General features: G+C 40.2%; 12 protein-coding genes and 1 pseudogene. 10 read left to right on the top strand and 3 right to left on the bottom strand.

Annotated elements, in window-relative coordinates; all coding sequences use genetic code 11:
* Positions 1 to 144: 144 nt before the first annotated feature.
* Together ACWATR_RS34645 and ACWATR_RS34640 are read left to right on the top strand one after the other, a co-directional pair.
* Positions 145 to 3,933, top strand: coding sequence for a two-partner secretion domain-containing protein (locus ACWATR_RS34645; RefSeq protein WP_460343211.1), 3,789 nt, complete (start codon positions 145 to 147; stop codon positions 3,931 to 3,933).
* 14 nt (positions 3,934 to 3,947) lie between these two features.
* Positions 3,948 to 6,590 (top strand): CHAT domain-containing protein, encoded by a 2,643-nt coding sequence (locus ACWATR_RS34640; protein WP_460343208.1) that lies wholly within the window; start codon positions 3,948 to 3,950, stop codon positions 6,588 to 6,590.
* Positions 6,591 to 6,723: 133 nt separating this feature from the next.
* On the opposite strand, the gene ACWATR_RS34635 is transcribed toward ACWATR_RS34640, so the two are convergent.
* The 3 genes from ACWATR_RS34635 to ACWATR_RS34625 form a co-directional block, all read right to left on the bottom strand.
* Entirely contained in the window at positions 6,724 to 7,527 is an 804-nt protein-coding gene (locus tag ACWATR_RS34635; RefSeq protein WP_460343205.1) for a DUF928 domain-containing protein, read from the bottom strand.
* A gap of 74 nt (positions 7,528 to 7,601) precedes the next feature.
* Complete coding sequence (locus ACWATR_RS34630) at positions 7,602 to 10,199, bottom strand: CHASE2 domain-containing protein (RefSeq protein ID WP_460343202.1); 2,598 nt, start codon at positions 10,197 to 10,199, stop codon at positions 7,602 to 7,604.
* Positions 10,200 to 10,272: 73 nt separating this feature from the next.
* Positions 10,273 to 11,874 (bottom strand): AAA-like domain-containing protein, encoded by a 1,602-nt coding sequence (locus tag ACWATR_RS34625; protein ID WP_460343199.1) that lies wholly within the window; start codon positions 11,872 to 11,874, stop codon positions 10,273 to 10,275.
* 258 nt (positions 11,875 to 12,132) lie between these two features.
* Here ACWATR_RS34625 and ACWATR_RS34620 point away from each other — a divergent pair.
* From ACWATR_RS34620 to ACWATR_RS34585, 8 genes and pseudogenes are all read left to right on the top strand, one after another.
* A pseudogene (locus ACWATR_RS34620) lies at positions 12,133 to 12,288 on the top strand (hypothetical protein); the annotation flags it as partial.
* A 61-nt stretch (positions 12,289 to 12,349) separates the two neighbouring features.
* Complete coding sequence (locus tag ACWATR_RS34615) at positions 12,350 to 12,766, top strand: lasso peptide biosynthesis B2 protein (RefSeq protein ID WP_460343196.1); 417 nt, start codon at positions 12,350 to 12,352, stop codon at positions 12,764 to 12,766.
* 300 nt (positions 12,767 to 13,066) lie between these two features.
* Positions 13,067 to 16,294, top strand: coding sequence for a non-ribosomal peptide synthetase (locus ACWATR_RS34610; RefSeq protein WP_460343193.1), 3,228 nt, complete (start codon positions 13,067 to 13,069; stop codon positions 16,292 to 16,294).
* A gap of 98 nt (positions 16,295 to 16,392) precedes the next feature.
* Positions 16,393 to 17,148: a methyltransferase domain-containing protein gene (locus ACWATR_RS34605; RefSeq protein ID WP_460343190.1), complete on the top strand. Its 756-nt coding sequence runs from the start codon at positions 16,393 to 16,395 to the stop codon at positions 17,146 to 17,148.
* Positions 17,149 to 17,150: 2 nt separating this feature from the next.
* Positions 17,151 to 17,966 (top strand): FkbM family methyltransferase, encoded by an 816-nt coding sequence (locus ACWATR_RS34600; RefSeq protein ID WP_460343187.1) that lies wholly within the window; start codon positions 17,151 to 17,153, stop codon positions 17,964 to 17,966.
* Between the two features lie 123 nt (positions 17,967 to 18,089).
* Positions 18,090 to 19,043: a diiron oxygenase gene (locus ACWATR_RS34595; RefSeq protein WP_460343184.1), complete on the top strand. Its 954-nt coding sequence runs from the start codon at positions 18,090 to 18,092 to the stop codon at positions 19,041 to 19,043.
* Positions 19,044 to 19,090: 47 nt separating this feature from the next.
* Positions 19,091 to 19,660, top strand: coding sequence for a peroxiredoxin (locus ACWATR_RS34590; RefSeq protein WP_460343181.1), 570 nt, complete (start codon positions 19,091 to 19,093; stop codon positions 19,658 to 19,660).
* Positions 19,661 to 19,755: 95 nt separating this feature from the next.
* Positions 19,756 to 21,438, top strand: a complete 1,683-nt coding sequence (locus ACWATR_RS34585) for a thioesterase domain-containing protein (RefSeq protein ID WP_460343178.1) — start codon at positions 19,756 to 19,758, stop codon at positions 21,436 to 21,438.
* The last annotated feature ends 66 nt before the right edge of the window (positions 21,439 to 21,504 follow it).

Here is a 21,504-nt window from a genome sequence, read left to right as displayed (position 1 = left end):
TTCAGAAGATGTAGATAACTAGCAGTATATTTGTGAACTCCTCCTTCATAAAGTATTAGTTTTCATGTGTTGTTGTTAAAGAGTATATGGCAGCGACCTTGATCATGGTTGACTATACCTAAGTGCTGTGAGTGGAGATATACAATGTCCAGTTGGAGTTTGAGTGAATGGGGCGCTTTGTTTAGTACTGCCATAGTTAGCGTTAGTACTTTATTTGGGAATTGTGCTAAGGCTCAAATTACTCCAGATGGTACTCTACCTACTAACTCCAGTATCGAAAATAATGGTAACACCTTCAATATCATTGGAGGAAATCAATCTGGAGGTAACTTATTTCACAGCTTTGGAGAGTTTTCTGTTCCTACTGGCAATACTGCAATATTTAATAATGCTGCGGATATTCAGAACATTATTAGTCGGGTCACGGGAAATTCAATATCTAATATTGATGGGTTAATTAGAGCTAACGGTACAGCCAATTTGTTTTTAATTAATCCAAATGGGATTATTTTTGGTCAAAATGCGCGTTTGGATATTGGCGGTTCGTTTTTAGCAAGTACGGCAAGTAGTCTGAAGTTTGCAGATGGTTTTGAATTTAGCGCTATAAATCCTCAGTCTGCACCTTTGCTAAGTATTAATGTGCCAATAGGTTTGCAGTATGGCGCAAATCCAGGATTTATCGTCAATCTATCCCAAGGCTTTGAAGTCAGCCCAGAGAAAACCTTGGCATTGGTAGGTGGTGATGTGGCAGTGGAAGAAGGCATTCTTTTTGCCCCATCAGGACGGATTGAGTTAGGTGGAGTGCTAGAACCAGGGACAGTAGATATATCCGTGAATGACAGCATTTTGAGTTTGAACTTTCCCAAGAATTTAGCACGCGCAGATGTATTCTTGAATGGCGCTCAATTGGATGTTGTTGGTGGGAATGGGGGTAGTATTGCAGTCAACGCAAGAAATATTGATATTTTGGGAGCCAGTAAACTGTCATCTGGGATTTATGGACAAGGTTCTGTTGACAGTCAAGCCAAAGATATTTCGCTCAATGCCATAGAGTCAATAAACATTGATCAGCAGTCCGTAATTGAAAACTTTGTAATTGGTGATGCTACGGTCAATGGTGGTGACATACGCATTACGACAGGCGAACTCTCTGTTACCGATGGCGCTCAACTAACTACCAGCACTCTTGGTAAAGGAAATGCCGGAAACTTGATTATTGATGCCAAACAGCGCATTACATTCGATGCTCTAAGTATTTTAGTCGATGGCATAAATGTTTTTACCACACCGACTTGGGCTGCTAGTTTTGTAGAAGAAAATGCTAAGGGAAATGGTGGAAATGTCCGCATTACCACTGAAGAACTCGTTGTGACCAATGGCGCTCAATTAATTAGCAGTACCTTTGGGGAGGGAGATGCAGGTAACTTGTTTATTGATGCCAAACAGCACATCTTATTCGATGGCATAGGTATTTCATTCGATGGCACAAATATTTTTCCCGTACCAAGTCGGGCTATTAGTTCCGTAGAAGAAAATGCCAAAGGAAATGGAGGAGATGTCTATATTAGAACTGAAGAACTATCTGTAACCAATGGCGCTCAACTAATTACCAGTACCTTTGGACAGGGAGATGCAGGTAACTTGATTATCGATGCTAAACAGCACATCTTATTAGATGGCATAAATAATATTATTCCCACAGCGAGCGGGGCTGCTAGTACTGTAGGAGAAAATGCCAAAGGGAATGGCGGTTTTGTACGTATTAGCACTAAAGAACTATCTGTAAGTAATGGCGCTCAACTAACAGCCAGCACCTTTGGTGAGGGAAATGCAGGTAACTTATTTATCGATGCCAAACAGCGCATCTTATTCGATAGCAAAAGCGGCGCTACAAGCTCCGTACAAAAGAATGGCATCGGGAAGGGCGGAGATGTCTATATTAACACTGAAGAAATCTCTGTTACTAATGCATCCGCACTGACTACCAGCACCTTTGGTGAGGGAGATGCAGGTAACTTGTTTATCAATGCCAAACAGCGTATCTTATTCGATGGCAAAAGCGCAGCTGCCAGCACCGCAGAAGAGAGTGGCCAAGGAAAGAGCGGAGAAATCCACGTAAGCACAGAGGAACTCACTGTTAGCAATGGCGCTCAATTAACTGCTAGTACTCGTGGAGAAGGGGATGCAGGTAACTTATTTATCAATGCCAAACAGCGTATTTTATTCGATGGCAGCAATAGCGGAGCTGCAAGCACTGTAGAACAAAGCGGCATCGGCAAGGGTGGAGACATTTATATAAGTACAGAAGAACTGACAGTTAGTAATGGTGCCCAACTAGCTGGCAGCACTCGTGGACAGGGGGATGCAGGTAACTTATTTATCAATGCCAAACAGCGTATTTTATTCGATGGCACAAATAGCGGAGCTGCCAGTACCGTAGAACAAAGCGGCATCGGCAAGGGTGGAGACATTTATATAAGTACAGAGGAACTGACAGTTAGCAATGGTGCCCAGCTAACTGCCAGTACTCGCGGACAAGGGAATGCAGGTAACTTGTTTATCGATGCCAAACAGCGTATTTTATTCGATGGCACAAATAGCGGAGCTGCAAGTACCGTAGAACAAAGCGGCATCGGTAACGGTAGAGATATCCGCATTACCACTAGGGAATTTTCTGTAATTAATGGCGCTCAAGTAACTGCCAGCACTTTTGGACAGGGAGATGCAGGTAATATCGAGATTAATGCTTCTAGTTCTATCAATATTTCTGGTACTGATTTCACAAGCCCAGACTCTAGCGGGTTATTGACATCTACATCCAGTAATTCCATAGGCAAAGGTGGTGATATCACGCTAAATACGGATATTTTCCGTCTATTAGATGGTGCTGTGTTAGATGCAAGAACCAGAAATGATGGAAATGGTGGCAATATTACACTGAGAGGAAATCAGGTTGAGGTTCTCAATGGGGGGCAACTTATCTCTACTACTTTTGGTAATGGGCGTGCTGGTAAAATTTCAGTTAATGCTAACGACCAAATGATTGTCTCCGGCACTGATACGACCTTCAATAACCGAGTAGCGCGGTTTCCCTCAGAAGTGCTAAATATCGGTTCTGCTAGCGGTCTTTTTGTTCGTTCCGAAAGTTCTGGTTTAGCAGGCGATATCGAAGTTACCTCCCCCAAATTAACCCTAGCTAATCAAGGACGATTTATTGCTGAATCTGCATCTGGTGACGGCGGGAACATTAATCTACAAGTAAGTGACTTTTTGCTTCTACGTGGCAACGCTCTAATTTCCACCAACGCTGGTACACAAGAAAAAGGCGGCAATGGGGGTAACATCAACATCAACGCAAAGTTTATTGTCGCCGTCCCCAACGAAAACAGCGACATCACTGCGAATGCTTTTACAGGCAGAGGTGGTAATGTCCAGATTAATACTCAAGGTATTTTTGGTATCAAACCTCGGACAACGCTAACTGATGCAAGTGATATCACTGCTAGTTCCCAGTATGGAGTCAACGGGACTATAGAAATAAATACACCTGATATTGACCCTAATAATGGTTTGGTCGCATTACCAGTGATCGCAGTAGATCCTCAAATTGCTCAAGGCTGTTACAGTCCAAGTTATGCTCAAAGCAAGTTTGTGGTTATAGGACGCGGCGGCTTACCACTCAATCCTAGAGAAGCTTTTACTAATGAAACACCCCAAGCAGAGTGGGCAACTCTCAACCAAGGTAGCGATCGCCAAACAGCGACTACAAATTCTCCCATTCCGACATCAGCAACCATTGTGGAGGCTACAGGATGGGTAACTAATGCCAAAGGCGAAATTATACTGACAGCCAATCCGCCTACTGCTACTGCCCACAGTTACGGACAGGTCGCAACTACCTGTGGGCTACCAGTATCTGCTCAGAAGCGTTGATTCGATAAATCACTATGAATATTCAGTATAAATTCAAAGAATTTTGCCGAACAGTCCAATACAAAATTAAGCAGTGGCAGACAAGCTTTATACGCCGTGTCAGTTTACTTCTGTTTGTAGCACTATTTTTGTTCAGTGCAACCTTGCCCACTACTGCTCAGAAGATTGCCGTCAAGAGGGTAGCTTCAGATTTACCTAATGCCAAAAGTTTAGCAGAACAAGGCAGAAACTTGTACGAAGCTGAGAAGTTTAGTGATGCAGTAAAGGTTTTACAACAAGCTGCTGCATCATACGCTAGTAGTGGCGATCACTTACGGCAAGCAATGACTTTGAGAAACTTGTCTTTAGCTTATCAACAACTCGGCTTGTGGACACAAGCCCAAGAAGCGATCGCTCAAAGTCTCAAGCTATTAGAAAATGTAGAAAATTCATCACAACGTTCACAAATCCTCGCCCAAACAATAGATGTTCAAGCACAATGGCAATTAGCACGGGGACAAGCCCAAGCAGCACTTGAAAGTTGGCAACAAGCTGCTGATATCTATGAACAATTAGGCGATCGCAATCAACTGATTAGAGTTCGGATTAACTCGGCTCAAGCTTGGCAAGTTTTAGGGTTTTACCCGCAAGCTAAAAAAGTCTTGACCGAGGTTGAGCAAAACCTGCAAAATCAACAAAACTCCCTTTTAAAAGCTACAGGACTTCGTAGGCTCGGCAACATACTACGAGTTGTTGGGGATTTAAAGGAATCTCAACGGATATTAAACCATAGTTTAGAAGTGGCTTTATCCTTAAAGGCAAATCAAGAAATCGCTGAAGCTTTAATCGGTTTAGCTAATACAGTCCGTGATTTAGGCGACACTCAAGCTACGATAAAGTTTTATCAACAGGCTGCTGCTGTATCTGTTCCTCCAAGTACGCGTATCCAACTGCTGTTAAATCAATTTAGCTTTTTAATAGAAACCAAGCAATGGAGTGATGCAAGTGCATTATTGCCGCGAATCCAGTCAGAAATTAGTAAATTAGCTCCTAGCCGCATGGCAATTTACGCTCGAATTAATTTTGCTGAGAATTTAGTCAAACTCAAACAGCAGGCGATCGCAGATACACCCTCGTGGCTAGATATTGCTCAATTTTTAGCAAAAGCTGTTGAACAGGCGCAAAGTTTGGCAGACAGACAAGCAGAATCTTATGCTCAGGGGAGTCTTGGTTGGTTATACGAACAAACAGGGCAATTTGTCGAAGCTAAAGAACTTACAGAAAAAGCTTTATTCATCGCCCAAAGTATTGAAGCGTCGGATATTGGTTATCAGTGGGAATGGCAGTTAGGGCGTTTACTTAAAAGTCAAGGTGAGATAAAAAATGCAATTTCTTATTATTCTCAAGCATTCCAAACCCTCCAGTCTCTGAGGAATGATTTAGCTGCTATTAATCCCACAATTCAGTTTTCATTTCGAGAAAATGTAGAACCAGTATATCGAGAATTGGTGGGATTACTATTGCAAACAGATAAAAATTTTGCAGCCTTAAAACAAGACAACCTCAAACAAGCTCAGTTTGTCATTGAATCTCTACAGGTGGCAGAATTAGACAACTTTTTTCGACAAGCTTGCTCAATTGCTAAAGTAGAAATTGACAAAGCCACAGAGCAAGACCAAACAGCAGCAGTTATTTACCCAATTATTTTGCCGGGTCGATTAGAGGTTATTCTCAAGTTGCCAGGACAAAAATCTCTCCAACATTATGCTACTAATGTCAATCAACAAGAAGTAGAAAGCACACTCGATAAATTGCGTGCAAACATCATCATACCCCAACAGGAATTAATGCTTCAGTCGTTATCTGAGCGTGTTTATGATTGGTTAATTCTACCGATTGAGAAAATTCTGTCAGAAAATGAAGTAAAAACTTTGGTGTTTGTGTTGGATGGATCGTTGCGAAATGTGCCAATGGCATCACTCTACAATGGTAAAGAATATCTGGTAGAAAAGTATGCGATCGCACTTACTCCCGGTTTACAATTATTTGATCCTAAACCCCTACCAAAGAAACGATTGCAGGTGTTAACAGCCGGGTTAAGTGAAGCACGTTTAGGATTCTCAGCATTACCTAACGTAGAACGGGAATTAAAAGAGATTCAATCACAAGTGGGAACAAAAGTGCTGCTCAATCAGCAGTTTACCTCCTTAGCGTTTCAAAAACAGATAGAATCACTGCCTTTTAAAGTAGTTCATTTGGCAACTCACGGACAGTTTAGTTCCAACACCGACAATACATTTATTCTCTCTTGGGATAAGCAGATAAACGTAAATGAGTTGAGTGATTTTTTACGCATTAGAGAAGGAAATACACCTCAAGCAGTTGAACTGCTAGTATTAAGTGCTTGCCAAACCGCAGCCGGAGACAATCGAGCTACCTTGGGACTTGCTGGGGTAGCTATACGAGCGGGGGCACGCAGTACCCTTGCTTCCCTATGGAACGTAGAAGATGAGTCTACTTCTATGCTGATGAGCCAGTTTTATACAAAATTAACTAAAATGTCTCAGATGACAAAAGCAGAAGCCCTTCGTCAAGCCCAGTTAACTCTTCTGAAAAATCCCACTTACCAACATCCTTTGTATTGGGCACCTTACGTTCTAGTGGGTAATTGGCTTTGACCGCACTTAGGGAACTCCAAAAAATAAATTATCCAATTTTTGGAATCAAAACGATTTTCCTCCCCCTGCTCCCTGCTCCCCTGCCCTAAAAGCGATGGGCTAGACTAACATCTGGCAACCACGCCAAAAGATATCAACTTCCAGAACGGCAGCACTCGACCAACGATTCTGTAGCGATATCAGCTAAACCAACGGTTTGCAATAAGTTAGTCCACTCGGTATTTTTTTGGTCTTGACGGCGAAGTTCAGCGGCTGCCGTTAATGCGTCATACCAATACTCATTACTGGCATAAAGGGAAACACGCTCTTGTGGAGTGGCTTTATTCAACAGATTTTGAACAGCAGAGTTGAGTGCCTTCCTTTGAATCCACCCATGAATAAAAATAGGTGGTTGTTGTGGCTGACAGTAAATATTGAAATACCAATGATATCGCTTGCCAATTTCTAAGGGCGGTGTCGTAGATGGAAGAGAAATACTGACAATTCCTGGTGTTCCAGAAAGTGAAATTGGGGTTTGATATACAATCTTTCGTGTTTCATCTTGGAGCGCAAACTCGGCATTAACTGTGGGTAAATAAGGAACATAAAACCAGAGTGTGGGATGAGAAGTGGTTGTTAATCCCCAAACAAATGCCGAATCTTTTTGTTCATACACAGGAACTAAAGCTGTCAGCTGCTTTTTCTGAACTCCTGCGGACTGGTTTATAATCTCACAGCCACGTCTTCCTCCAGCGGAACGGTTCCCTGGTGCATCAATATCGTCTGGTGGTGGTGGAACGTTAAAGATTAATGGCTTGTTTGATTGTTTACTTGAGCTAAAAGTCTGGCTTTGCACAGTAATTACAGGTTTGACCATCTGTGCGTGTGCTGATGTGTATCCTAACGATACCAAACTAGTGGTTAAAGCAAGTTTAATTTTTAAAAGAGGCAACTGCATATTAATTTTGACACTCTCCATGTAAAAAAATGGAGAAAATGGTATTGGCTAATCGCTAGCTATCTAACTATTAGTTATTCAACAAAAGGAAAGTCATTTTCGGATAAATTCCTGTGATCTTTGTTCTTACTGCTTTGGGAGTTAAGGTAAACAATTATACTTAAATTCATGACTACAAAGACTAATGCAGCTGGAACTAGTGGTATCCAACCACCGTTGATCAGTAGTCCAAAACTAACTGCGAATAAAATCCCAAGGGCAACAACTCCTCTCAATCCTAAGCTTAGAGGATTATGAATGCGCCGAGCTAGTATTCCTCCCAAAATAGACCAAAGCCAGATCCATAAACCTTCGCCCCAAGAAGGCCAAACCCATAACAAGGATCTTTGATCTAAAACTGTACTCAGAATTTGACTTACCATCTGGGTATGAAGAATTACCCCAGGCATTTCTTGATAAATATTTTCACCAGCACTATAGGGAGTCAGAAAATAATCACCAGCACTTTGAGCAGTAACACCAATGAGAACGATCCGATTTTTGACCATTTCAGGTTTTAGGCGATCGCTTAATATATCTTTAAGGGTGATTTGTTCGGCAAGCTTTAGGGGAGAACCATCAGAACGATAATTCAATAATATTTGATAGCCGCGATCGTCCAGTTGTTGATAGCCCCCCTGGAGCGATCGCAAACGCTTAAACACAATTTCACCAATTTGCAATTCTTCGGTTTTGGTGTATTTGACAGAAATGCCTAAAGAATTGAGATAATGAAATGCTAGCTGGGCACTAAAGGCGTAGGGAGTGGTACAACCAGATGTGGAGTCTGGTTTCATCGCTATCAGATGGCGGCGGAGAATACCATCTCTATCTTTGACGAAATCACTAAAACCTTGACGTTCTATGGGTATTTCTGGAGGAGGTAAAACACCAGGGTCATTGAGTTTTGGTTCACTGCTTTTACAAATAGCAATTAAGTTATGATTTTGCTGCATCTGAATTGCTAAGTCTGCGTGTTTGCTGTCTACAGGAAAATCACGATAGATATCTAAGCCAATGGTTCGTGCTTCGTACTGTTTGAGTTTCTGCAAAACTAGCGCCAGCGCTTGATCTGATAGCGAACCTTTTCGCTGTTGTTGTTGTGGAAGTTTAAAATCATTTTCAGTGATTGTCACTACTAAAAGACGCGCATCTGGTTTTTCATTGGGACGCAACCGCATGAGATAATCAAAAGTTTGCAATTCCCAACTTTGTAGCATCCCTAAATGTCGCACTCCCATTACTAAGGCTGTAACAACAACACTTAAAAACAAAACTGTTTGTAAAGGAGACTTCCTGAACAAAATTCGAGCGGAGTTTCTCTTTTTCGGCAAAGCAATTTTCAGTTCTTGTGTCTCTAACTCAAAACTCGCAGCTAAAAAGCGTTCGTCCTCATGACTTAAGTTTTTATTTTCTGCCCATATTTGAGCATCGTGTAATGTTTGCCCACGCAATAAATATGATTTATCTTGATAGTTACTAGCTATCCATGCTTTTAGTGCCGACTTATATGGTCTCAAATCATATAATGCTTTATTAATCCAATTTTGATTGAAAACGGATGCATAAACGCGGTTATAAATCTTTAAGGAAGCCTGCTGTTTAACTACTAAGCCTGATAGTCGTAATTCTATTTGTTCAGGACTGGCATCTGCTGTGATTTCACTATTTAATAAAATTTGTTGATAAAGGTTTAGCAATCGCTCACTACGCTGTTCACTTCTGAGAATGCGATCGCGAATTGTCTTCAAATGCTCTGGCTCATCCTGAGATTCCCAATTGTTGACGATTTTAGAGTGTACTAAGCTTTCAATAAAATTTGCTTCATTACCTGCTGAAATGAAGGAGTCAGATGTGATAATTAGCTTGCAAAGCTTTTGGGTAAGAAAAGGTTGACCACCACTCCAAGCTAACACCTCTTTTAACACTGCTTGAGGATCGCTAACTTTCCCCACTAATCCTTGAGCCAATGGCTGGACTTCATGCTCCTCAAAGCCATTGAGTTGAATAGCTCGACCGATATTAAAAGGTGTACGATCTTTATCTCGAATTAAATCATAAGGTGTCGCTACTCCCAAAAGTGCAAAGGTTAGGCGCTGATATGCTGGATTATCGCCTCTTTTGTTGTAACAAGCTCTTAAAAATGCCAAAAAATCGTCTTTAAAATTTAATTTGAGGATACTGTCAATTTCGTCCACAAAAATGACAATGTTTTGAGTAATCTGAATGAGTAATACTGACTCGATAAACTCACTTAAGCGTTCTAATGGTGACAGTCCCTCGTAATCCTTCCACCAAGTTAGTACCTTAACTGTGGGGGTAAAGCTGCGTGCCAATCTGCGAAGTACGCCCAGATACCATTCAGATGGAGAAATATCTTGACTACCAATTCCTGTAATATCTATGACATTACAAGCAATATTATCTTCTTGCAGTTTGTGCATTGTTCGCACCCGCAGGCTTGACTTGCCCATTTGTCGAGAGTTGAGAACGTAGCAAAATTCTCCTGATTTCAAGCTTTCATAGAAGTCTTTATCAGCCTGTCGCTCGACATAACTGGGAGCATCAATTTGTAGACTTCCTCCAACTTGATAGTTGTAAGCTGAGTTTTCTGCTTTGCTTGTCGGAGGCATTTTGTTTTGTGTTATCGGCTATCAGCCGTGCAATGTAGCATGAATTATTTTGAATTTTAACCCAACAAGAAAACTAAAATTGACTTAGGCGGTTGGGAAAATATTGACGGTATAAATTGCAGCGCCAAGTTACTTTATTTTCATAGCAATGCAATACCAGTCCCATACTGTATAGTTTAAATACTAAATCTGAGTCTAACTCTATTGGTTCTGGGGTGGCTACTACTTGGCTAAAAGCTGCGGCTAAATCTGGATGCTGCTTAAGATTCCCTAAGTGTCGTCTGAGATGGTCGCTATAAATCCCACCTTCTGTAGGAGCCGTTTGTAATAACTGTTCAAGTGTAGTTCCTTCTTGCTGTATATGATACAGAGCCAACCGCACTAAATAGGGATGTCCTCCCACCATATCCATCAAACTATCAACTTGGGTAGTTGTCCAATTCACTCCAGGGTAACGTGCTGATAAATCCTGCACTTGCTCTTTAGTAAACTCTTGTAATTCAATGCTCAATCCAACATTAAATGGAGATTGATTTATATCCAGTGGAATATAAACTTCGCTGGAGTGTACTATTACTACCCGGAGTTTTTTCCAAAGTTCGCTAATGCGATCGCCATACCTAGCATACTCATACCAAGCCCGCAGAAGACTAAAAAATTCGTCAGCAACGTTGCGATGTGGGAAAATTCGCTCAACTCCATCCAAAGCAATTACTAGTGAGGTAGCAGTTTCTTCCAATAGGCATTCCTCAAAGTAAGCTGTGCTTTTATCTTTACTCCCATAGGTAATCCAATAATCATTTAACTGGTCAAGCTTTTTTAGTCTGCGACCAACACTTTCACAAAACCAACGTAGAAATGTATCCAGGTTAGCGAACACTGCATTGTCTGCTAACTGAAAGTTCAAGGGTACTGTGTGATAACCATACTCTCTAGCTTGGTGAAGAAGCCTGGCCATCAGCGAAGTTTTGCCCATGAACCTGGGTGCTTTAATTCGGATTAGGGCACCTGGTTGCAAAATCTCTTGATAACAGCGTTCTTCCACTAGAGAACGTTCAACATAAAAAATGGAATTGAGAGGAACTTGTCCCACAGGCAATTGTGCCTCTGCTTGGAGTAAGGTTTGTCCATTTGGATTTGTCGGCATTGGGGATAAATCTGGCAATGTCAATCTAGTTTCGTTGAGCAGTGATACTTGTGTTTCTGGTATCAAGTTTAAGGCTGCTTGGACAATAATTGGGGTATCAGCAGGCAAGTGCCAATGCTGTTCTATTGCTGTAGCTTTTTTAAGCGCAGCACCTTGGATTTTTGACTTTTCTGGTCTTGTATTTTCCCACTTTTGGTCAAACTGGTTCAAGTTAGTAGCTATATCTCTGTCCCAAAGCCTCAATGTGAAATGCCAATCATCCTTACCCTGGGTTTGGGTACGATTGTCCTCCAGAACTTCTAATATTTTGAGGCTTTCAATGACTTCGTAAATCTGATTTTGTTTTAACTTGGTTAATCTTTCTAAATATCTGCGCTTAGTCTCAACAATTAAATTAGCTCTGGCACTATCATCCCAACGAAATTGGAAATCATTACAATCGTACACTTGATCTGCAACAGAGAGTAATCTCTCTAGAAAGTGCCGAACCCGTTCTTTGACAATAGGCCCCCAAGTCGGTTTACGCATAGTCTGAAGAAGTCCAATCAGCGTTTGCTAGAAGATACATTAAAAACTGCGGCATTTTCAGAAAACTTTGGGGTAGCCCAAAGTGATTAATCTAGCCTAAACCGCCTGTTTGCCAATTTTACAAGATGTTCAGCAATTCTATTTAGCCTTATTGCTTTGGGCTACGACCCTAAAGATAGTCTTTGTTTAGTGGCTCCAAATTGATGAGACTGTTGACACAAAATAATTCATCAAGAAAAATAACTACTTTTCGGTAACGATGGTAATGACACCATCTTTTGTGGTGCAGGCAATGATCTGATTTACGGAGGACTAGGTGATGATATTCTGACAGACGACTGTGATTGTTCAACCACTAGTAGACTCACTCTATGCTTGCAGAAATTGCAGGTTCGTTTGGATATGTGGCACTGACTGGGATAGCCCTGGTGCGGCTACTACAAACTCGGATTAAGCGTCGTCTTGACCATGAGATGTGTCTGATTTAGACCTTTTAGTGTTACTCCAGAAACTAACAACACAGTTTTTATCAAGGTTAGGTGTGAAAAGGCTAACTAAGTTTTTGAGTCTGACATCAAGCGATCACCTGCTTCTGGTTAAGGCTGCAATTCTACTTGCAATCATCAGGGTAGGACTGAAATTGTTACTGTTTCATAAATTGCGTAGTCTTTTGACAAAGATTGCACAGCCAAGGGCTAAGTTGCAGGCGTTAGATCAAGCTTATGTCAACAAAGTTGCTTGTGCTGTGACAGTAACAAGCCCATACTTACGAGCCGTATGTCTTCCGCAAGCTTTGGCTACGCAAGTATTACTTGGTTGGCGTGGTTATCCCACTCAGCTACGCATAGGTTTTACCAGAGACAAGGGTGGACAGATGTCAGCCCATGCTTAGGTAGAAAGTCAAGGGCAAATTGCGATCGGTGGTGCTGGGAATATGGCTCTTTATATTCCGGTGCCATTGTCAGAAGTAGAAAGTGATGAGAGTGGTAGTTGGCATTTATTTACTTGAATAAATGCACATCATGAACTAAAAAAACGAATTTTAACAATATAATTGTAAGCTGTCTTGGCTACTTAGATTCGTTTTTGACGGTTTCAACCTGACTTATAAAGCTGTCGTTTTAATGTCACAGCATTAATAGAACGGTAGAACCAATATTTTTTATAAAATTAATTGTTCAGAAGTTTCCGTATGGATTCCATCTCTTCGCCCCAAATTATTACAAAGCAGGGGTTAGACTCTGGTGCTTTGTCCTTTGTTCAGCAGAGGTTGTGGTTCCTTGACCAGCTAAATTCTGGGAACCCTGCCCACAATATATCTAGAGCTATTCACTTGAAGGGTTCGCTCGATGTGAAAGCGCTGGAGCAAAGTTTGGGTGAAATTGTGCAGCGTCATCAGGCAATGCGTACCATTTTTACTGCTGTTGATGGGCAACCATTACAGGTTATTGCTTCATCCTCAAACTGGATGATGCCAATTGTGGATCTAAGTAAGCTTTCTGTTACTGAACTTCAGCAAGAGAGCCAACATCTGCTAACTGAGTCAGCGCAGCAGCCTTTTGACTTGGCTACTGGGCCGTTAGTCCGTGCAACTTTGCAGAGATTGGGTGAAATTGAGCATATTTTGCTGCTAACGATACACGAGATTGTTTGCGACAACTGGTCGTTAAACATACTTTTGCAGGAACTTGCAAGTTTATATGAAGCTTTTTCCAATGGCTTGCCATCACCATTAGTTGAACTACCCATTCAATATACTGACTTTGCTATTTGGCAGCGTGAGTGGTTGCAAAGTGAAGTGTTGGAATCTCATCTCGGCTATTGGAAGCAGCAACTAGGAGGGGAGTTACCTGTACTGGAGTTACCGACAGACCATCTGCGTCCGCCAGTCCAGACTTACCGAGGTGCAAGACAATCTCTGAATCTGCCCAAAGATTTAACTAATGCACTCAAGTCTTTGAGTCAGCAGTCAGGAGTTACATTGTTGACGACAATGCTTGCAGCATTCAATATCTTGCTTTACCGCTACACGGCTCAAGAAGATATTATTGTCGGTTCTCCCATTCCTAACCGTAACCAACATCAAGTCGAAGGGCTGATTGGATTATTTGCCAATAATCTAGTAATGCGAACCAACCTTTCAGGAAATCCAAGTTTTCGGGAATTGTTAGGTCGAGTTCAGGAAGTTGTTTTGTCAGCATACTCCCACCAAGACTTACCTTTTGAGAAGTTGGTAGAAGAATTGCAAACAAAGCAGGATTTTAGTCGCTCACTATTGTTTCAGGTGACGTTTGCTCTCCAAAGTCAACAGGTGTCTGCGTTGGAATTTCCAGGTTTGAGTCTGAACGCAATTGAAGTTGAGAGCAAGACTGCAAAGTTTGATTTAACTCTTGAAGCTCAAGAGTCATCAGAAGGTATTAATGGTTGGTTTGAGTATAACGCAGACTTGTTTGATGCTGACACCATAAGCAGGATGATTGGTAATTGGCAGGTGTTGCTAGAGGGTGTGGTTGCTCAACCCAATCAGCAGATTTCACATTTGCCGATTTTGACAGAAGCAGAAAAGCATCAGTTGTTGGTGGAGTGGAATGATATTGAGGCAGATTATCCCAAGAATGTCTGTCTGCATCAATTGGTTGAGAGGCAGGTTGAGAAAACTCCGGATGCTGTAGCAATCATTTTTGAAAATCAGCAACTCACGTACAAGGAATTAAACTGCCGTGCTAATCAATTCGCCCATTACCTGCAAGCTATGGGTGTAAAACCCCAGACTCCTGTTGCCATTTTCACGGAACTTTGCATGGATGTCGCAGTGGGGATTTTGGGCATTACCAAAGCAGGCGGTGTTTTACTGCCTCTAGACCTTAAGTATCCAAAAGAGCGTCTAGCTTTTATTTTGGAAGAAACCCAAGCACCAGTATTATTAACTCAACAGAGACTGTTAACTGAATTACCCCCCTATCAAGGTGATATTGTTTGTCTAGATACAAGCTGGCAAACGATTACGCAACAGAGTCTAGAAAACCCGGACACAGAGGTTAAACCTGAAAACCTTGCTTATATTCTCTACACCTCCGGTTCAACAGGCAAGCCTAAAGGGGTAATGCTTTCCCACTTTGTCTGTTGCAACCGTGAGTTATGGGAACAGAGAACTTATCCTATGACTACAAAAGACCGCATCCTGCTGAAGTCTGCTTGGAGTTCTAAAGAATTTTTCTGGCCTCTGTTAGCCGGAGCAACAGCTGTGATGACGCGACCTGGAGGTTATCAAGATACTAATTATCTAGTTAACCTCATTGCTGAACAGAAAATCACTGTAATTAGTGTTGTTCCCACCGTCCTAAAATTAATGCTTGAAGAACTCAACATCGAAAATTGTAGGAACTTGCGGCACATTTTCTGTGTGGGGGAAGCAATGCCTGTTCAACTGCAAGATAGTTTCTTTAAAAAGGGTTTAGCAGCGAATTTATACAACCTTTATGGCTTAAATGAAGTCAACTATGCAACTGTTTGGCAATGTCAGAGCAACGATGAGCAGCACTTTGTTCCCATAGGTCGCCCAACAGATATGCAAATTTATCTGCTTGATCAATATTTACAACCAGTTCCAACCGGTGTTATGGGCGAAATTTGCATTAGCGGTGTTGGCTTGGCTAGTGGCTATTTTAACCGACCAGATTTGACAGAAGAGAAATTCATCCCTAACCCCTTTAGTGAGGAATTAGGAGCTAGACTTTACAAAACAGGAGATTTAGCCCGCTACTTACCAGATGGTGTTATCCAATATATTGGGCGCATCGATCATCAGGTAAAAATCCGTGGAAATCGTATCGAACTTGGGGAAGTTGAAGCCGTCCTCAGACAACATCCCAGCGTGAAAATAAGTGCTGTGATTGCCAAAGAAGAAGTTCCTGGTAACAAGCGCCTCGTGGCTTATTTTACGCCGAACCCAGAGCAGACAATTAAAGTTGAGCAACTGCGTCGTTTCTTACAGCAGAAACTACCTGACTACATGGTGCCTTCAAATTTCGTGCTTCTCGAAGTAATGCCCCTAACCTTCAATGGTAAGATAGACCGTCTCGCCCTAGCTAGCTTAGAGAGTCCACAAACAAGCTTAAAAAGGACCTTCGTCGCACCTCGCACTCCAGTTGAACAGCGTCTAACTGATATTTGGATGCAAGTTCTGAAATTGAAATCAGTTAGTATCCACGACAACTTTTTTGAATTAGGAGTAAACTCGTTGAGCTTAACTCAAGTGATGCATCGAGTCTACAAAGCATTTCAGATAAAACTGACCCTGCGAGACTTGTATGAAATACCGACTATAGCAGAACTAGCAGAACGTGTTGAAATACTATGTTGGCAAGTGGGCAATTCCTCTGAAGATAGTTATTCCAAAAGAGAGGAGATTATCTTATAAACCTTCCCCCTTAATCAAACTCTTTTGTGTCCAAGGTCTAGGAAATAAATACATTACTCTTTGTAGTAAATAGTAAAACTTTATGAAAGGTTGTTTATATGCATAATAACGGAAGTCACCCAGAACAGATGAATTCAGAATCGGTTGATACAATGATTTCTGCCGTCACCGGTGAATGGGAATTCAATCATCAAGTAGCGGCAAATTTTGATAGTCATGTCGAAAAAAGTGTTCCATACTATCATGAAATTCAAAGAATGATAGTGGAAATGAGTGAGTGGTTTGTGAAAGATAACAGCATTATCTATGATATAGGATCTTCAACGGGTGAAACAATTTCATTGCTTTCAAAAAAGCATAAAAACAAGAAGAATGTTAAATTTGTTGGCGTTGAAAACTGTGAGACAATGATTGAGAAAGCAAAAATTAAATGTGATTTATTGTCTGTGAATTTTGTTTATGAAGATGCTCTAAATTTAACAGGATTTATCAATGCATCTTTGATTACGAGTTTATATACACTTCACTTTATGTCTTTCGATAAGAGGCTGGAATTAATAAAAATGATTTATCGAGATTTAAGAGTGGGAGGCGCTTTTATTTTAGTTGAAAAAGTTAATGCTGAAAGTTCATTTTTTGAGGATCTATGGGTAGAACTGCACTGGGATTTTAAAACAAGACAGGGACTAAACGACAGTATGATTATTCAAAAAGCAAGGAGTTTAAGAGGTGTATTGATGCCTCTATCCTTAAGTGAAAACTTAGAAATTTTAAGAGATATAGGCTATAGTAAAATTGAAGTTTTTTCAAAATGGTATAATTGGGTTGGAATCATCGCTATTAAAGGAATATGAAGATGGAAAATAATACTTTGAATTGTTTTTATGAATACAAGATCAATGAAGTTAGTTTCAAACTTTTTGATCCAGATTCTAGCGTACCCAAAGAAACAACAAAAGATTTAGATTATGAGCCTTCTGTAATCAACTTATTGAGCAGAATATTAACAGAAGAACCCAGCGATTTTATGGATGTAGGTGCTCACTATGGATACTATACTTGCTATGTCGGAAAACTCAATCCTCAAACTAAAATATATTCATTTGAGCCAGGTCCGAATCACTTTGAAATACTAAGCAAAAACGTTGCTGAAAATCAGGTAAATGCGGAGATTTTCGATTTAGCCCTTTCAGATAAATCTGGAGATATTTCCTTTCAGGATAGAACAATGAAAGTTGATATCACTAAGAATATTCCTCCAGTTACCGTTAAGGCGATAACCTTTGACGAACTTAGTTCTCAGAAGAATATTCATCCTGCTGTGGTAAAAATCGATGTTCACGGTGCGGAAGGAAAGGTATTGTTCGGTATGGAAGAAACTCTACGTAATTCAATTAAACATTTATTCATTGAGATTCATGCTGCACATTTAGTAGTCGAGTATTCCTACGAACAAATTATCACTCTGCTTGCTCAAACTGGATTCTACATCTATGAAATGCTTGGATTTAGAGATACGGAAAAACCAGATATGGTTCCAATCGAAAAGGGGGAACCAGCTTATCAAGCGTTGATTGATCAATCCCTTTGGACTAAAGATCAAATAAATCGAGAAAGAATGATATATGCGTGTAAGGAAAGTAAATATATAGATGTAATTGACGCTATCTAACTTTCGGACTTTCGGGTGTGTTTATATCTTATATACAAGAAGTGAATAAAATCCTCTCAATTTAATTCACTTCTTCCTCGATAAAATCACAAATTATAATAACCAAAATTTAATAAATAATTTATGCAAGAAGATAAAAGATATAGGAAACACGAATATTTTAGTCCCTTTACTAACTGGTATGAATCTTCATCTGTAAGAACTAAACCCCAAAGAATTATAGATGAGATTGAAATTTGCGAAAAAGAATTTTTTCCATCTCAGAATATCCCTATACTTTCCCATCCGTTGATTCAAGGAAAAGACGTTAAATTTAGGAAACAAATAATAATTCAGCGTCTTTATAGTTATCTTGAACTTACAAATGTTCTTGAACATCAGGTTGTTAATCATGTGGCACATCAAATAATTAGTGGTAATCTAATTATTGAATTACCTCCTCAAATGATAATCGATGCTCAAAAAATTTACATTGATGAAGCATATCATTCCTTATTTTCAGCTGACATGAAGAGTCAAATTATTAAGTTGACTGGTGTTCCTGAATTAAGTATTGAAAAGCCTTCTTTTATTTTTTCTTTAGAAAAGATACTTGAAAATCTTCCTACTGATATTCATGAATTAGCAAAGACTTTTTCCGTAATTGTATCCGAAACACTTATTTCTAGTATCCTGAGGGAAACTCCTAGAAATAGTAACATGATTAGTGCAGTAAAAAACATGATATTGGATCATGCCCAAGATGAAAAGCTACATCATGCCTATTTTTCCTATCTGTTGCACATATTATGGCCTCAGCTAAGTACCGACCAGCAAGAGATAATTGGGCCGCTTTTCCCTGAATTAATATTTGCTTTTCTAAAGCCCGATCTAACTAACGAGAAATCATATTTAAATAGACTTGGTTTTTCAATGAATCAGTCTAATCTTATTGTTGAAGAATCTTATCCTCATTCCCAAGTAGTTCTTAGTATTCAATCCGATGCTAAACCTACAATCAATCACTTAAAAAAGAATGGCATTTTGGATTTGCCTTATGTTATTGAAGCTTTCAATAATTTTGGTTTCAAGGTTTGATATATTATTATAGAGCAACGTTTATTGTAATTTAGGCGCAATTAACTATGAATGAATCAGTGCATCTTCATAAACTTCCAGACGATCTTCCTATACCTGAAGATGATGGAAGTTGCTCTCATCTTACTGGAACAGTATTAAAGTCAGTATTACTGCCATCAACATCAGGACGCGATATCGATCTTTCTAAGTTAACTGGAAGAACAGTTGTATATTGTTACCCCCTTACTGGAAGTCCTAATCATCAGTTACCTAATGAATGGGATAAAATACCAGGTGCTAGAGGATGTACTCCGCAGTCCTGTGCTTTTCGCGATCGCTACCTTGATATTAGTAACTTTGTAACCAATTTATTTGGATTAAGTACGCAAGATTCAGATTATCAAAGAGAGGCGGTCGAAAGATTACATCTTCCTTTTCAACTTTTAAGCGACAGTGGGTTATCCTTTGCACACTCTCTTCATTTGCCAACATTTGAAATAGAATCAAAGACCCTCATAAAAAGACTAACTCTTATTATTGAAAATGGGAAGATTGAGAAGGTCTTTTATCCAGTGTTCCCTCCTGACCTTAATGCAGAAGAAGTATTAAAATGGTTGTCCGATAATCCTATATAATCACCTATTTAACTCAAAGGAAGTATTGATATAAATTTAAATTCATTGTAGAGTTTATAAAATTTTCCTCATTGGCAATTAATATACATAAAACTATGAAAATATACAAAAGTATAGCCGATATCAAGCAGGAAATTAATAGCTCCAGCTTTAGCAATTATCAAGAAAAAAATACTCATGAGTGGAAAGAAGGTAATGTCATCATAACCTCTGATTACATTCAAGCTCAAACAGGCAAAGTACTAATCACGACTCCCTATCCTGTCCCTTTAAGCTGGCTGTTTACCCAGCTACGGGACCACACAATTCTGCCAGAATTAATTGAGGGAAATGATTTTTACGAAAAACTAGCCCTAGCTATCAATAACTATCAGTCTAGTAAAGCTGGTGATGAAAATCCTCAAAGTCTGCTGCTATCTGTCCTTAAAAAGATTGAGGATATATTAGATGAATATTGCGTAGAAGTATTTGTCTATGGCACTTTAATGGCAGGGGAAAGGAATCATGGACTAATGAAATATGGTGAGTTTTTGGGGGAAGATGCTATTGAGAATGCACAGCTATTTAATTTAGGCACTTATCCTATGTTAGTGCCGGATGATGGAGTTGTTTATGGCGAGCGTTACCGCATACCTTTGAAAACGGTGCAAGTGCTAGACCAAATAGAGAGTCACCCTACTTATTATCAAAGACGTTGGACTCATCTGAAAAGTGGTAACCGAGTCTTAGTATATGAAGGTACCAAGGAAAAGGTAAAAGGTTACCCAAGTATTCCCAGTGGACGTTGGCTGTCTGTATCAGTTCCTGTTCAGTCTCAAACAAATCTAGAAGAAAAATTTGTAACTTCTAATACTTACAAGTTTCTCTCTTACCTTCGCAGTCTAGATGTCAAGCTATTTGCTGAAGGTGACAAGCTGCGCTGTAGCGCCCCCGAAGGAGTTTTAACATCAACTTTGCAAGCACAAATAGTTGAGCATAAAGCAGAAATCCTAACTTTTCTGCAAAAAACTACTACTCCTGTATCCCGTTGGTACTCTCTCGTTCCAATTCAAACTGGTGGCTCCCGGCTCCCCGTGTTTGCCATCCATTATATTAACTTCAAGGATTTGAGTCGATATTTAGGACTATCTCAGCCTGTTTATGCCCTGCATTATGGAATGGGAGAACAGGCGGATAGTCCGCTTTCCCTTCCTAAGATAGAGGACTTAGCATCTCACTACATTCTTGAAATGCGATCGCTTCAGCCGGAGGGTCCTTACTTTTTGATGGGTTTGTCTTTCGGCGGTGTGGTCGCTTACGAGGTGGCTCAACAGCTCGTTGCCCAAGGTCAGCAGGTAGGGTTATTGGCTTTGTTTGATTCCTATATAGAAAAAAACCAAAAACTATTGCCACTGGGTCAGAGGCTTTCTAATTTATTACGGCTGAGTCCCACCGAATTTCTAGAAAAAGCCAAGCTCAAGGTGAAAAATAAGTTTCGTCGCCTAAGATATGGAACTCAGTATCTACCGCACATCTACCTCCCAGAACCAGTCATTTCAGCTTTGAAGGATTATACCCCCAAAACTTATTCAGGTCGAGTGCTTTTGTTTAAAGCGAGAGATGATTTTTCTGTAAGCTATAGCTATGATCCTCCTGAGTTAGGTTGGAGAAAATTTGTAGATGGAGAATTGGAAATTCATGAAGTTCCTGGTGGGCACATTGGCATCTTAGAAGAACCTCACGTCCAGGTAGTGGCTGAAAAATTGAGAGGTTATTTAAATACTGACTTTTCCCGTTAAGTCTTAAAAAGCTTGCTCACAAAGGGTTCTGGCTCAAGTGCCGTATATACGGTACAGTAGTTGAAA

The sequence above is a fragment of the Nostoc sp. UIC 10890 genome, from assembly GCF_054786515.1.
Note: the sequence above shows the minus strand (reverse complement) of the source record. Positions and strands in the feature narration are given on the sequence as shown.